Annotated in this window: 12 protein-coding genes; 6 read left to right on the top strand and 6 right to left on the bottom strand. The window is 50.7% G+C overall.

Annotation, left to right across the window (positions count from 1 at the left end; all coding sequences use genetic code 11):
- Positions 1–25: 25 nt before the first annotated feature.
- The 3 genes from AC5FXQ_RS08715 to AC5FXQ_RS08725 are packed head-to-tail and all read right to left on the bottom strand — an operon-like array spanning position 26 to position 645.
- Positions 26–190, bottom strand: a complete 165-nt coding sequence (locus tag AC5FXQ_RS08715) for a hypothetical protein (RefSeq protein ID WP_493602083.1) — start codon at positions 188–190, stop codon at positions 26–28.
- Positions 191–242: 52 nt separating this feature from the next.
- Positions 243–419 carry a hypothetical protein gene (locus AC5FXQ_RS08720; protein ID WP_155800721.1) on the bottom strand — a complete coding sequence of 59 codons (177 nt, stop codon included), beginning with the start codon at positions 417–419 and terminating at the stop codon, positions 243–245.
- A 49-nt stretch (positions 420–468) separates the two neighbouring features.
- On the bottom strand, positions 469–645 hold the full coding sequence (locus AC5FXQ_RS08725; protein WP_155800719.1) for a hypothetical protein: 177 nt from the start codon (positions 643–645) through the stop codon (positions 469–471).
- A 343-nt stretch (positions 646–988) separates the two neighbouring features.
- On the opposite strand from AC5FXQ_RS08725, the gene AC5FXQ_RS08730 reads away from it, so the two are divergent.
- On the top strand, positions 989–1834 hold the full coding sequence (locus AC5FXQ_RS08730; RefSeq protein WP_493602084.1) for a cyanophycinase: 846 nt from the start codon (positions 989–991) through the stop codon (positions 1832–1834).
- Here the strand turns inward: AC5FXQ_RS08730 and AC5FXQ_RS08735 are convergent.
- Entirely contained in the window at positions 1831–2739 is a 909-nt protein-coding gene (locus AC5FXQ_RS08735) for an NAD(P)/FAD-dependent oxidoreductase (RefSeq protein ID WP_493602085.1), read from the bottom strand. The genes AC5FXQ_RS08730 and AC5FXQ_RS08735 overlap by 4 nt on opposite strands.
- A 234-nt stretch (positions 2740–2973) precedes the next feature.
- Here AC5FXQ_RS08735 and AC5FXQ_RS08740 point away from each other — a divergent pair, with 234 nt between their 5' ends.
- Together AC5FXQ_RS08740 and AC5FXQ_RS08745 are read left to right on the top strand one after the other, a co-directional pair.
- On the top strand, positions 2974–4212 hold the full coding sequence (locus AC5FXQ_RS08740; protein WP_493602086.1) for an OmpP1/FadL family transporter: 1239 nt from the start codon (positions 2974–2976) through the stop codon (positions 4210–4212).
- A gap of 18 nt (positions 4213–4230) precedes the next feature.
- Positions 4231–5625, top strand: a complete 1395-nt coding sequence (locus AC5FXQ_RS08745; RefSeq protein WP_493602087.1) for an SGNH/GDSL hydrolase family protein — start codon at positions 4231–4233, stop codon at positions 5623–5625.
- 110 nt (positions 5626–5735) lie between these two features.
- Here AC5FXQ_RS08745 and polA read toward each other — a convergent pair whose 3' ends face one another.
- Entirely contained in the window at positions 5736–8582 is a 2847-nt protein-coding gene (gene polA / locus AC5FXQ_RS08750) for a DNA polymerase I (RefSeq protein WP_493602088.1), read from the bottom strand.
- 281 nt (positions 8583–8863) lie between these two features.
- On the opposite strand from polA, the gene AC5FXQ_RS08755 reads away from it, so the two are divergent.
- The 3 genes from AC5FXQ_RS08755 (at position 8864) to AC5FXQ_RS08765 (ending at position 11789) form a co-directional block, all read left to right on the top strand.
- On the top strand, positions 8864–9442 hold the full coding sequence (locus AC5FXQ_RS08755) for a hypothetical protein (RefSeq protein ID WP_493602089.1): 579 nt from the start codon (positions 8864–8866) through the stop codon (positions 9440–9442).
- Positions 9443–9648: 206 nt separating this feature from the next.
- Positions 9649–10224, top strand: a complete 576-nt coding sequence (locus tag AC5FXQ_RS08760; RefSeq protein WP_493602090.1) for a hypothetical protein — start codon at positions 9649–9651, stop codon at positions 10222–10224.
- A 185-nt stretch (positions 10225–10409) separates the two neighbouring features.
- A complete protein-coding gene (locus AC5FXQ_RS08765; RefSeq protein ID WP_493602091.1) occupies positions 10410–11789 on the top strand; it encodes a sigma-54-dependent transcriptional regulator in 1380 nt (459 codons plus the stop codon).
- Here the strand turns inward: AC5FXQ_RS08765 and AC5FXQ_RS08770 are convergent.
- Positions 11786–14518 (bottom strand): ATP-binding protein, encoded by a 2733-nt coding sequence (locus AC5FXQ_RS08770; protein WP_493602092.1) that lies wholly within the window; start codon positions 14516–14518, stop codon positions 11786–11788. The genes AC5FXQ_RS08765 and AC5FXQ_RS08770 overlap by 4 nt on opposite strands.
- Between the last annotated feature and the right edge of the window lie 54 nt (positions 14519–14572).

Raw genomic sequence — 14572 nt, forward strand, 5'->3', positions numbered from 1 at the left:
GCAGGCCCTGAAAAAGGTGGCGGTGTTACAGCATGGCCACAGGCTGAGAAGCAGGAGCTTCGGTGCTATAAAGCAAGGTGAGGCGCTCCTGTTGCAAGCGATCAGCCAGCAGCATACGCTCGTCAACGGTTTTTTTCATGGCGAAGCCAAAGGCGGCTACCAAGGCTAACAGAAGAATGATGATTTTCATGGTTTTATTTAGTACTAATGGCGGGGTTAAGAAACAGGTATAATCAGGTATGCTACTTTATCAGGGAGTCACGCGAAATGGTAATCACTACCTCAGGAAGCAGGTTAGGATAACGCTGCAGCTCCTTTAGCTCCTGGCGATGCTTCATCTCTTTCAGGTCGCTGGTTGTTTTTTTGCCAGCAGCACCGAAGGCGGCTGTAAGTCCAAACAAAAGAATCAGGATTTTCATAGTCATTCAGGTTAAGATGATTTATTTTGGGTTGAGATCGGTCAGGATGTTAGGCCTTTGGTGCTACGATCAGCACTTCTGGCAACAGGTTAGGGTAGCTGCGTAGCTCTTTTTGCTCTTGCTGCAGTTTGTACTTGGCGGCTGTTACTCTGATATCGTCTGCTGTCTTTTTGCAGGTGGCTCCGAAGCCGAGTACTATGGCGAATAATAAGATGATGATTTTCATAATTGTTAATATTTAAAAGGTTTTTCGTTTCATGTTGTAAGTACTTAATAGATAGAGGAGTTAAGTAAAAGGTTGCTTGGCGCTCCTAAATTTTTTTTTATTTATGATTAGCATATTGCATTTTATGTGCCAATCGGATAAAGTGCTGATAATAAGCAATTTGTGAATTTAAGGTAATGGTTTGTCTACTTAAATCGTCCAATAGCGTACAGGTGTTTGTTCGAAAACGAACAGGATTCTAACAGACTGTCGTGCTGTTCAAATCTTTTCGGATACTTAATTGTAAAGTATAGAGGCGTTTATCGTGAAGAGAACGTGAATAGTCAAATAAACTGGAGCACCAATGTATAAAGGTACCTTAATAGCGCTCGGAGGTGGGTATGATGATGACTTAATTAAGTTGATCAGGTCTGAGATATGTCCGATACATTCCCGTATCGAAGTAATAGCAACTGCTACCAGTGACCCAGAAGAGTCTGGGAAGGCATACAAAGAAGCCTTTGAAGAGCTAGGCTGTGACCGTGTGCAGTTCATGCTCATCGACGAAAACCACGCCGCTGACCAGCCAGAGTATATCAGCCGCATCCAGCAGGCTGACGTTATCTTTTTTACGGGAGGGGACCAGGTTCGTTTAACTGAGTTTCTGAACGGGACCCAGCTGCTCGAGATCATGCGTCGCCGTTACCACCAGGAGCCAATCATCATAGCCGGCACCAGCGCAGGGGCCGCCGTCATGTCAGACCGCATGATCTATGATGGCTACGGTCACTACTCGCTTATCAAAGGAGAGATGAAAACCACGATCGGCTTCGGGTTTATCAGCCATGTATATATCGATACGCACTTTGTGGAGCGTGGCCGCTTCGGGCGACTGGCCCATGCTGTGGCACACGATCCGGCATATGTGGGAGTAGGGCTAAGCGAAGAAACCGGTATTATTATCAAAGAGGGAGATAAAATAGAAGTGTTCGGGACGGGAGTCGTGACGATCATTGATGCCAGCAAGATCCGGTTCTCTAACACAAGGCAAGTGTCCGAAAACCAACCCATTGCCGTGGAGCACCTGATCATGCACATGTTGGTAGAAGGATACCGCTATTGCCTGAAGGAGCACCTTTTTCAGCCTGTGGAGCAGCATCTGCCAAGCCCCACCCAGGAAGCCAGCGATGCTACTGCCAACATGGCCTAAGGTTTTACTCTGTCTTCCTGCTGCAACTCCATGTTGATGGCCACCCCGGCCTTTGCGCCCTCAGCTGCCGCCACAATCACCAGCTGCATGTCACGGGCTGCATCACCGGCCACATAAAGGCCCGGAATGTTGGCTTGCTGGAGGCGTCGCGTCTTGATGACGCCTTTGCCGGTAAATTCACAGCCCAGCTGCCGGCCAATATCTGACTGCTGACTGGTTTCGCCCGAAAAGAAAAGCGCCCCCTGTTCCTTCGACTGACCGTTCTTTAAAACAATTCGCTGCAGCATGCCCTCCTCACCCTCCAGACGTACAATGGCTTCCGTGCATACCTTTACCCCGTTTAGGTTGAGCAACTCCATGTCTTTGTTGTTGAGTTTCTGGGTGCCGTCGGTATACAAGGTCACATCATCACTCCAGTTTTTCATGGCCAGGGCCTGGCCTATGCCGCTGCGGTCTTTCCCGTATACAGCAATGGCTTTGTCACGATTTTCCCAGCCGTCGCAGTAAGGGCAGTGGTGCACACTCTGGCCGTACAGTTCTTCTATCCCTTCCACTTCGGGCAGGGCATCTCTGAGGCCGGTAGCCAGCAGCATCTTGCGTGAGTGGTATACATTTTCGTCCTCGTCGTCTACTACATACTGCCCTTTGCTATAGGTGGCAGTTTTCACGGCACGGTCTATTATCTGCACGCCGTACTTTACGAGTTCTTCGCGCCCCTTCTTTATAAAATCACGCGGGTTCACCCCGTCACTGGACAAAAAGCCATTCATGCTGGTGGCCCAGCGGTTGCGGGGCTTGCCACTGTCAAACAAGAGCACCTTGCGGCGCGAACGCCCCAGTATCATGGCGGCATTCAGACCAGCAGGCCCCCCGCCAATTATAATCACGTCGTATTGTTCCTTCATTTGGGTTTCAAGTTGAGACTCTATAAACGCAGAATCCCCTTCTGGGATAGCTTTCGCATCAAAAAAACTACTTTTTGGAAGCTTTATTCAGAGCAGTCCGGAGGGAACAGATTATTTTTCGACTAAAGACTGATTTTATTTGAAAAAAGGTAGTGTATGTGCTTTAGGAAGTATGAATGTTTTATATATTTGTTTTACCTTATTAACACCCTACATTTAAACAAGTCGCATTTTATGAAAAGCAAAATCTTAGCCTTATTAGGTAGCGCCCTGCTCTCAGGTACGGCCATGGCCGGCGGATACCAGGTTAACCTGGCGAGCCAGCGCCAGATAGGTATGGGCCACACGGGCACGGGCCTTCTGACAGGTACGTCCAGTATCTTCTTCAACCCTGGTGCCATGAGCCACATGGGCTACAGCGGCGTAACGATAGGCGGTAGTGCGCTTGTCTCCAGAATTGCCTATTCAGCTCCTGAGTCTGCGGGCGTTACGGCTCGTACTGATAACCCGTTGGGTACTCCTTTCCAAGTATATGGAGTTTATAAAATAAATGAAAAATTCTCTGCCGGTCTTGGCGTGTATACTCCTTTCGGTAGCACAGTGAATTGGGGCAACGAATGGAGCGGCCGATACGGCCTAAATGAATTGCAACTGCAGGCAATCTATGTTCAGCCTACTGTTAGCTACGCTATCACCGATAAACTAGGTATAGGCGTGGGTCTTACCTATGTGGCAGGTAGCGTAAACCTGCAGCGTTCGCTGCCAGTGCAGAATCAGGACGGCACAGAAGGTGCTATCGAATTGGATGGCAATGCTGAGTCGGCGTTTGGATTCAACGCGGGCATTTTCTTCCAGGCAACCGATAAGTTATCGATAGGTGTAAACTACCGCTCTAAAGTAGATATAAGCGTGGAAGGTGGCGATGTGATGTTCAGCAACATTCCTACGGCTGCACGTGCCAACTTCCCTGAGGGTACTACCTTCAATGCAGAGCTGCCAATGCCTTCAACCTTATCGGTAGGTATAGGCTTTAAGCCAAACGAGCGTTTGACACTAGCCGCTGACGTGAGCCATGTAGGTTGGAGTGCTTATGAGAGACTTCGCTTCGACTTTAGCCAACCTGTAGCCGGAAGCCCTTCATCTGAAGCCGCCCGAAATTATGAGAACACCTTTATTTACCGTATAGGTGGTGAGTACATGGTGACAGATGCGTTAGCCCTGCGTGCTGGTGCTTATCTGGACAAAACACCTGTGCAGGAAGGGTATTTAACCCCTGAGACACCAGACTCTGACTCACGCGGTCTTTCTGCAGGGATAGGATTTAATGTATCTGAAAGTATCAGCATCGATGCCTCTTTCCTTTATATCAATAGAAAAGAAAGAACAGATAACGCTGATCTGTCTAGTGGTATACCTGGAACATTTAAGGCGGTTGCCTACATCCCAGGTATTGGTGTTAACTTCAAATTCTAATTTTCTTTAGTAAATTATATGAAAAAGTTTTTCTATAAATCGAGTGCGCTGGCTGTATTGGCTGGCGTGCTTTTGTCAAGCTGCGACCCTGAGATTGACACCCCCGCGGCCAGTTCAGGGGAAGCAGATTTTAGTACTTATGTGGCTTTGGGTAACTCTCTGACAGCTGGCTTCGCTGATGGGGCACTATACCGTGAAGGGCAGCAAGCATCTTATCCGGCCATACTCGCACAGCAGTTTGAAGCAGTAGGAGGCAGTACCGACTTCAGACAGCCTTTAATGCCGGAAGGTATAAGTGCGGGTAGCCCTAGGTCCAATCCTTCGAATCCAAGCATCGTGGAGGTTCCACAAAGAAGAGTATTGCGACTGCAACCTGACTGCAATGGAACTGTTGGCTTAGCACCGGTGGAAGCAGGAAATGCTCACTTGTTTGACCAAAGTTTCTTCGGAAAAGTTATACCAACTGTGCAGGGGCCTTATAATAACTTAGGTGTACCAGGTGCAAAGTCATTCCATTTGTTGGCTCCTGGTTATGGCAACCCGGCTGGTCTAATGACGCAACCAGCTACTGCTAACCCGTTCTTTGTGCGCTTTGCTTCAGCTCCATCCACAAGCGTGGTGGCCGATGCGATGGCTCAAAACCCTACCTTCTTCACTCTGTGGATCGGTAACAACGATGTGCTTGGCTATGCTTTGGCTGGTGGTACACCGGCACAGGGTAGTGCTGACTTTCCAACTAACAAGGATCAGTTTACAGCTTACATTGCTACTATCGTAAACCAGCTTACTTCTCAAGGAGCTAAAGGGGCTTTGGGCAATCTCCCTGATGTTACAAAAATCCCTTACTTTACCACTGTGCCTTACAACGCATTGGTATTGACAGACCAGCAGGCGACACAGCTAACTGCAGCGTATGCAGCCCAGAACTTGAACCACATTACATTCCAGGCAGGTCCTAACGCATTTGTTGTAATGGAAGATGGTATACCTCGTAAAGCCACTTCAAAAGAACTTATCCTTTTGCCTGCTTCCGATTTGATCAAATGCCAAGGCGCGGGCTCGAGAACACCGCTTCCAGATCAACTTGTTCTTTCCGAATCTGAGCTAGCTATCATCAAAGAGTACACAGACAGCTATAACGCATCAATCAAATCAATTGCAGATGCTAAAGGTTTGGCACTGGGTGACTTCAACGCATACATGAATAGACTGGCCACAGGTTTTACTAAGAATGGCGTAGCTTATAACTCAACCTTCGTGACAGGCAACGTTTTCAGCCTTGATGGCATTCACTTTGCGCCAAGAGGAGCCGCACTCGTAGCAAACGAGTTCATTGATGTAATTAATGCAAAATACGGTGCCAGAATTCCTAAGGTAGACGAGACACAGTACAACACTGTAGCGCTACCGTAATCTCCTTAGGTTCAAACGCTCGTAAAAGCGAAAGGCGCCTTCTTTGCGGGAGGCGCCTTTCTTTTGTATCAGGTATAGAGGTATAAGCTACAGGTAAAAACAGCTATACCTTAATGTGCCTCCAGCCAGTTCTTGCCAACACCTAAGCCTACTTCCATCGGCACGCTAAGCGGCAGGGCGTTGGTCATTAGTTCCACGATCTTCGGCGTCACGATGTCTACTTCCTCTTTCGGGGCGTCGAACAGAAGTTCGTCATGTACCTGCAGGATCATGCGGGTCTTCAGGTTTTCATGGCGCAGGTACTCGTGTATGTTGATCATGGCGATTTTGATGATGTCGGCGGCGGTACCCTGTATCGGGGCGTTCACGGCGTTGCGCTCTGCGAAGCCGCGCACAGTGGCGTTGCGCGAATTGATGTCACGGAGGTAGCGGCGGCGGCCCAGCACAGTTTCTACGTATTCATGCTCGCGGGCCTTTTCAATGGCGCTGTCCATGTACTCCTTCACAGCCGGGAACTCCTCAAAATAAGCCTCAATGATGTCAGCAGCTTCGCGGCGCGGTATACCCAGTCGCTCCGACAGACCAAAGGCCGAAATGCCGTAGATGATGCCGAAGTTGATCGTCTTGGCTTTGCGGCGCATTTCGCTGTCTACCTGGTCGAGCGGCACATGGAACACTTTGCTGGCCGTGGAGGCGTGGATGTCCAACCCATTTTTGAAGGCTTCTTTCATGGTCGGGTCTCCGCTGAAGTCAGCCATGATGCGCAGCTCGATCTGGGAGTAGTCCGCTGAGATGATCAGGTGCTTGCTGTCGCGCGGCACAAAGGCCTTGCGTATCTCACGGCCCCGCTCCGTACGGATCGGGATGTTCTGCAGGTTCGGGTTGGTCGAGCTCAGGCGCCCAGTGGCTGTTACCGCCTGGTTGAACGAGGTATGCACGCGGTTATCCAGTTCGCACACCAGCTGCGGCAGCGCATCCACATAGGTAGACTTGAGTTTAGAAAGTTCGCGGTGATCCAGGATCAGGCGCACGATCTCGTGCTCGCCGGCCAGTTTGGATAAGATCTCCTCACCGGTAGCATACTGCCCGGTTTTCGTTTTCTTGATCTTGGCTTTGCCGTGCAGCCCCATCTTGTCGAAGAGCACTTCACCGAGTTGTTTTGGCGAGCCGATGTTAAACTCTGTATCGGCAATTTCAAAAATTCGGGTCTCTATACCTTTAATCTCCTGCTCCAGCAGCAGCGAAATGTCGGCCAGCGCATTGGCGTCGATCGATATACCTTCTTTTTCTATACCTGCCAGCACCTGCACCAGCGGGTTTTCCACTTCGTTGAACAGCTTCATCAGTCCCTGCTCCTGCAGCAGTGGCTCAAAGTATTGCTTCAGGCGCAGCGTGATATCGGCATCTTCGCAGGCATAGTCCTTCACCTCTTCAGGCTTCAGGTCAGCCATCGTGATCTGATTCTTACCCTTTGGCCCGATCAGGTCAGTGATAGGTATAGGGCTATAGTTGAGGTAGGTTTCTGCCAGTACATCCATGTTGTGGCGCATCTCAGGCTCCAGCAGGTAGTGCGCCAGCATGGTATCAAACAACGGACCGTTCACCTCAATCCCGTAATTTTTCATCACCAGAATATCGTACTTGATGTTCTGTCCGATCTTGGCGATGTTAGTATTCTCCAGCACGTCCTTAAACTCCGATGCGATGCGCATGGCCTCTTCGTCATTTGGTGGTACAGGCACATAATAAGCCTCACCCGGGAGGTAGCTGAACGACATGCCTACCAGCTTGGCCGTGATCGGGTCGATGCTGCTGGTCTCGGTATCGAAGGAGAACTCCTGCTGCTTCTGCAGGTAGCGGATCAGGCTCTGGCGCAGGGCCGGCGTGTCGATCAGGTGATAGTCCTGCACGGTGTTGCTGAAGCGCTCAAACGGCACATGCTCAGTGGCTATACCTGCTTCTTCACCGGCCACGGCTGCATCAGCTGGGGCAGCCGCATCAAACAGGGAGGTCTGCTGTTGGTTAGAGGGCTTTGCTCGTCGAGTAGCGGCTTTAGTAGCTGGCGCCTCGGCCATGGAGATACCCAGCACACGCTGCATCAGCTGACGGAACTCCAGCTCGGCAAACAGCTCAGCCAGTTGCTCTTCGTTAGGTCCGTCGTAGTGCAGGGCTTCGGGTCTAAACGGCACTGGCACATCGCAGTGGATGGTGGCCAGCTCTTTGGACATCATGCCTTGTTCGGCAAAGTTCACCACGTTTTCTTTCTGCTTGCCCTTGAGCTGATCTGCATTGGCAATCAGGTTTTCCACGGAGCCAAAGCGTTGAATCAAGGATTTGGCAGTTTTCTCGCCGATGCCCGGTATACCTGGTATGTTATCCACGGCGTCGCCTTGCAGACCGAGTATGTCGATCACCTGCTCCACCCGCTCAATTTCAAACTTCTCCAGTACCCGCGCCACGTCCCATACCTCCACGGCATTGCCGAGGAAAGCAGGCTTATACAGGAAAACATGCTCCGTCACCAACTGGCAGTAGTCTTTGTCGGGCGTCATCATGTACACATCAAAATCATCTTTTTCGGCGCGGCAGGCCAGGGTGCCGATGATGTCGTCGGCCTCGTAGCCATCCATGATGAGCACGGGTATGTTGAAAGCCTCTACAATCTTTTTGCAGTAAGGTATAGCCAGCGAGATATCTTCGGGCATGGCTTGTCGGTTAGCCTTGTAGGCAGCGAAATTATCGTGGCGGAAAGTTTTGGCCGCTGAGTCGAAAGCTACGCCAATGTGTGTGGGTCTTTCTTTCTGAAGTACTTCTACCAGGGTGTTGGTGAAGCCGAGCACAGCGCCCGTATTCATGCCCTTGGAGTTGATGCGCGGGTTTTTGCTGAAGGCAAAGTGTGCCCGGTAAATCAGGGCCATTGCATCAAGCAGGAATAATTTTTTACGTGGTTCGCTCATGTTATAAAGGTATAGGCTGAGGGCTTGCTTTGCAAATTTCTGGTGGTGCCAAGGCATTAAGTTTGTGCCATTCGGGCTTTATACGCCACATTGCTACAACTTGTCAGGAAAATAATTTTAATGGAGAAATAAAATATAGAGATTAGGCAATAAATGGAATAGTCTTTGTATCTTCCTAGTCCAAGACTGAAAATAAACAAAACAAAAATTAAAAGAGCAGGATGATGCACCTCATGACATGGAAAAGAGCGGTACTAAGTGTATGTTTCGTACTAACCGCCATGCTTGGCCACAGCCAGGATCTGATCGTTAAGAAGAGCGGTGAAGAAGTAGTAGGTAAAATTGTGAAAGTGGGGGAAGACACCATCCATTATCGCATGCTGAGCGAAGAGAAAGGCCCGTTGCGGTTTGTACTCCGAAACGATGTGTCCTCTATGCAGTTTGCAACCCAACCATCGCAGCGACAGCTAAACCAGTTGCCGCAGAGCAACGACGAATATGCCACCGCCTCTGCCACGCCAGCAGGTGCCGGAGCGTCACGTAACTATACCCCCGAAGAACTGATGTACCAGGGCCGTCACGATGCGCTGATGTACTACAAAGGACAAGGACCACTCTGGGGTACGGCCGGAGCGACCTTCCTGCTTCCTCCTGTTGGCTTAGTCACTGGCATTGTGACAGCCGCAATTCCACCCAATGTAGATAATCTCTTTCACCCGAACTATCAGTTAATGAAAGAGCCGGTTTATCGTGAGGCTTTTAAGAAGCAGGCCCATAAACGTAAAGTAGGTAAAGCCGCGGCTGGCTTCGGAATAGGTTTCGGCTCTCTGATCGCATTGGCCCTCATGCTAGGCGCATAAGCCCCGCTTATACCTGATTACCCAGTTTTCATTCCCCAACCTGTGGAATTTTCGCTACACCTCATGGCGAATTCCACAGGTTGGGGATTTTTATTTTTGTATGTAACATATTGATTTAAAGGTGTTTGATTATTATATATAGTTTTGGCACAGTTTTGACTAATAGGCTTTATGAAAAAATTAAACTTGAGCGACAGAATAAAACTATGAAAAAAATAACCTACCTGGCAGCTGCCATTGCTTTCTTTGGCTTTGCCTCACTTGACGCTAACGCACAGACAGATAAGAGTAAGAAGAAGTCGAAGAAGAAACAGCAAGTAGAGCAAACTACTGAAACAGAAACCGAAGCGCAGGCCGGAACTGAAAATCAGGTAAACTATGAAGAGCAAGTACAGACTGAGACGCAGGTAACAACTGAAACACAGACACAGACCCAAACTCAGACTGCAACGCAGGAAGAAAATGTAAAGCGTGAAGCAATCACGCAGGAAGAGCTTCCGGAGCCTGTAAAGCAAACCCTGACTGCTGAAGCATTCAGCAGCTGGCAGATTGTAGAGGTGTTCCGCGTAACACCTAACGGAAATGCCGCTGGTGCTAACGCACAGGGTATGGAAAACCGTGCCGAGCAGGCGACACAAAATGCGCAGAACACCAATACACAGGCGAATGCGCAAGGCCAGGGTGCCAAAACAATGTATGAGATCTTCTTCTCCAACGAGCAGCAGCAGAGCGCTAAGGTTCGTATTGATGAACAAGGTAACATTATCCGCGACCAAAAATAAGCCACATAGATTAGATATTAGCGACCCTAATATCTATGGAACGAGCCTCCGCCTAGCGGGGGCTTTTCTGTTTTATGCCAACCTTAACAGCTGCTTTTCGGTAAACAGTCGGAATGCACGCCGGAGTACGAATTTCAGGGCAAAATTTCCCCACTGCCCCACGGTTGTGTATATTGCTAAAGATTATGCCCAGAATACTCTTAATCGACGACGATCCTACCTTTTGCCTGATGCTGAGCACGTTCCTGAAACGCCAGCAGTATGAGGTCAAAACTGCCTATACCGCCAGCGAAGGCCTCAGTCAGATCAAAGCCGGTTCCTTTGATCTGATCCTGACCGACTTCAGGCTGCCCGACAAAAACGGGCTGGAGCTGCTGGAGCAGATTCGCGTGCTCGATACCCAGGTGCCCGTCATCCTGATGACGCACTACGCTGACATCCGCACGGCTGTGAAAGCTATTAAAATGGGTGCCTTCGAATACCTTGCTAAGCCAATCAATCCGGACGAAACGCTATTGACCATCCGAAAGGCCTTGACTTACGGGCGCGAAGGCAATGTTGCTACGAAGCCGGTTATACCTGCGCAGGGCGGTTTTACCTTTGTGAAAGGTGCCAGTCCGCAGTCGGCGCAGCTAGAAGAGTACATTGCGTTGATAGCGCCTACCAACATGTCGGTGATCATAGAGGGTGAGAGCGGCACCGGCAAAGAATATGTGGCCCGCAAGATACACCAGCGCAGCAAGCGCCACGACAAGCCCTTTGTAGCCATCGATTGCGGTGCTTTATCGAAGGAGCTAGCCGGGAGCGAACTGTTCGGGCACGTAAAGGGCTCGTTTACAGGAGCTATGGGCGATAAGGAAGGACAGTTTGAAGCAGCAAATGGCGGCACACTCTTTCTGGATGAGATCGGCAACCTATCTTATGAAATACAGGTGAAATTGCTGCGGGCCATACAGGAGCGCAAAGTGCGCAAGATCGGCAGCAACACCGACCTCGATGTGGATGTGCGCATCATTGTGGCTACTAACGAAGACCTGGTGCAGGCTGTGAGCCGGGGCGAGTTTCGGGAAGACCTGTACCACCGTCTCAACGAGTTCAAAATTAACATCTCCCCACTTCGTGAGCGCACAGCCGACATCATGCAGTTTGCCAGCCACTTTTTGCAGGTGGCCAATCATGAACTGGAGCGTAACATAGCAGGTTTTGATGCAGCCGTAGCCATGGCTTTGGAAAGGTATAGCTGGCCGGGAAACTTGCGGGAGTTGAAAAATGTGGTGAAGCGGGCTGTGCTTTTAGCCAAGGGCGGCGAAATCAGCCTCGACGACCTGCCACCCGAGATCGCCTACCATATACCGGAGCCAGCCAACATGGTGGCGCAGCCGGATGCAACGCAAGTGGCCATGCCGGTGACGGATCTGCGAACAGCAACCGAACGCAGCGAGAAGGAGCTGATCCTCGAAATGCTGGAGCGGGTGAAGTACAATAAATCCAAAGCAGCCCGTTTGCTCAACATCGATCGTAAGACGCTTTACAACAAAATGCGGCAGTACAACATCGAGGCCTAAGCGGCAGCTTCTGCGGGCTTTTTACGCTTGCTAAGTTCAGCTTCGAGCGCTGTGAGCACAAGGGTAGCCTCGTGCTGCAATGCTGTAGCTGTGGCAGGCAGACTTTCGGTTGGCAAGCCCGGCTGGTGCAACACTTGCTCGAGCGTATCAATAGCCGGGAGCACGGTATGGGCCTGCAAATGACGGAAAGCGGTTTTCATCTTGTGCGCCAGTTCACCTGCCTGTTGCCAGTCCGCAGTGGCGGCTGTGCTTTCCAACTGCGCAAGAGAGCGACGATTATCTGCTATCAGTACTTCCACAATATCCCACAGCGCCTCCTGATCCTCTCCCACAAAAGCCCGTAGCTCATCCAGGGTATAAGTAGCAGGTATAGCTTCGTCTGTCTGTTGTGCTTTGACTTCAATTTCTTGTTCGGCTTTATCAGCTGTGTTTTGCATCTCAGCTATACCTGGAGGTATGGGGATAGCCTGAGCATCTGCTATACCTGCTGTTTTTACGCTCTTTTCCTTTTCAACTGTAGCCTCAAGTGCAGGCGCTGCCTCGGGTATAGCCTGAGCAGATAGAGCTTTGCTGAGTTTCAGGTATAGGTCCTGCTCCGTGAAAGGCTTGAGCAAGTGTTCTGATATACCTGTTTTGGCAAAGAAGCGCTTGTTGCTGCTCATGATGTTGGCCGTGAGGGCCATGATCGGTATGGTAGCGTTCTCCTTCCGGATGGCTCTGGCTACGGCCTTCCCGCTCATGCCTGGCAACTGTATATCAGTGAGTACGATGTCAAAGCTCTTCTCCTTGATCAGCTGTAGCGCCTCCTGGCCATCGTTAGCCAGCGTGACCTGCATACCTTTGCGGCCCAGTATCAGCTGGCAGAGGGTGCGGCTGTAGGCATCATCGTCAATCACCAACACGGCTTTGCCAGCCAGTACATTGGTGGCAGAGAGTTGAGGCTCAGGTATAGCCTCAAGCTCAGGGGCAGCTACCCGCTGCATCGGCAGTACAATGCTGAAGGTGGTGCCTTCGTTAGGTACACTGCGAAGGGTAAGTGAGCCTTCCTGCATCTCCACCAGCTTCTTGCTGATAGACAGCCCCAGCCCGGTGCCGCCATACTTCCGGATGATCGAGTCGTCAGCCTGGTTGAACTCCCCGAATACATGCGCGGTCTGTTCCATCGGTATACCTATACCTGTATCAGAAACCTCGATCAGCACCACAACACGGTTACGGCGCTGCGACTTAAGCCTGCAGCGTACCTGTACCTCCCCGTCGTGGGTGAACTTGATGGCATTGTCCACTAAGTTGAAAAGCACTTGCCGCAGCCGCAGTGAGTCGCCCAACAGGTGGCCGCTCAGCTGGTTATCTATGGTGCAGGTGAATCCTATACCTTTGGTGCTGGCCTTGAGTCGGAATGTGCGCTCCACCTCAGTCAGGAGCTGTTTCATCTCGAAAGGGGCCATGTGCAGGTGCAATTTGCCGGCTTCGAGTTTGGAGAGGTCGAGCACGTCGTTTACGATGTGCAGCAGGTGCTGACCGGCACCGTGAATGGCCTGCAGGTGTTCCTGCTGCTGCTCCTGCAGCTGAGTATGGCCCAGTTGTTCTGAGAAGCCCAGCACTACGTTGAGCGGCGTGCGTATCTCATGGCTGATGTTGGCCACGAAGGCCTCTTTGGCACGTGCCAGCTGGATAGCCTCTTTGCGGGAGCGCTTCAGTTCAGCCTTATACTTGCTACTGCGGGTGAGGTCGCGCAGGATGATGAGGATAAAGGCAATGCCACTGGCCAAACCGAAGATACCGACGAGCAAGAGCACGAGCGATGTTTCTTTGGCAACTTCCTGTGCCTGTGCTGCATTGAGGCGGGCCTGCTGCAGCTCGTATCGTTCCAGGTTGTATACCATGCGGCGAACCTGGTCCATGATCTGTTTGTCCTGCTGCAGGAGTGCCAGCTCTTTGGCTACCATGGCGTCTTGCTGCTGCTGTAGTTCACGCTCCACATCTTTGAGCACAACGCGCACTTTGGCAATGGAAGCCATGTTGGTTGGGGTTGCTTTGCTGGTGTCGGCGGTATATTCCTGTTTTACATTCAGTTGTGGAACCACTACAGGCTGTGGCGGCTCCTGCTGTTTTGATTCGTTGCGTTTACCAAAAATCTTATGCAATATACCTTTTTTACTCTCGCTCTGGGGAGGTCTGCTGGTAATGGAGTCCGTATTGTAGGCCAGCCTGTCCGATATGATTGTTTTGGTGCGCTGGTTGATCGTGGTAGTGGCAGGTTGACGGGAAGCTGCTGAGGCAATCTGTTTCAGCGCTCTATCGGTATAAGCGTTGTTGCCGCGCTGCTGTTTTTTATTGTTCACGTGCTCTTCCAGGCTCTTTTTCTGAGCCAGCAGCAGCGTAGACACCGAGTCGATCTGAGCCAGTTCGGCAGGATTGTCCTGCATGAGCGAGCATAGCGAGTCGAGTTGGCTGTTGATGTTGCCCAGGTTGTCGAGGTACTCCCTGAAGTGCTTGTCTTCAGTGGTGAGGGTATAAGCCCGGATAGCGCTTTCTGCCGTGGCAATGTCAGCAAGGGTGTGCTGTAGCTTGGCTAGTTTAGCGTTTGGCTCCGCCAGCACATTGACGGAGCTGAGTAGTTGGGTGAAGCTGTTATAAGTAAGGTATATGGCAAAAACCACCACCGAAAGCGCCAGCGTGAAGCCGATAACGACCTTCGATTTAATGTTTCCGTTGTTTATTTTCATACGCGCAGATCCCCCTCCGCCTGCAAAGGTACTAATTTTTGAGGAGCTATACTT

The organism is Pontibacter sp. LHS1 (assembly GCF_058932855.1).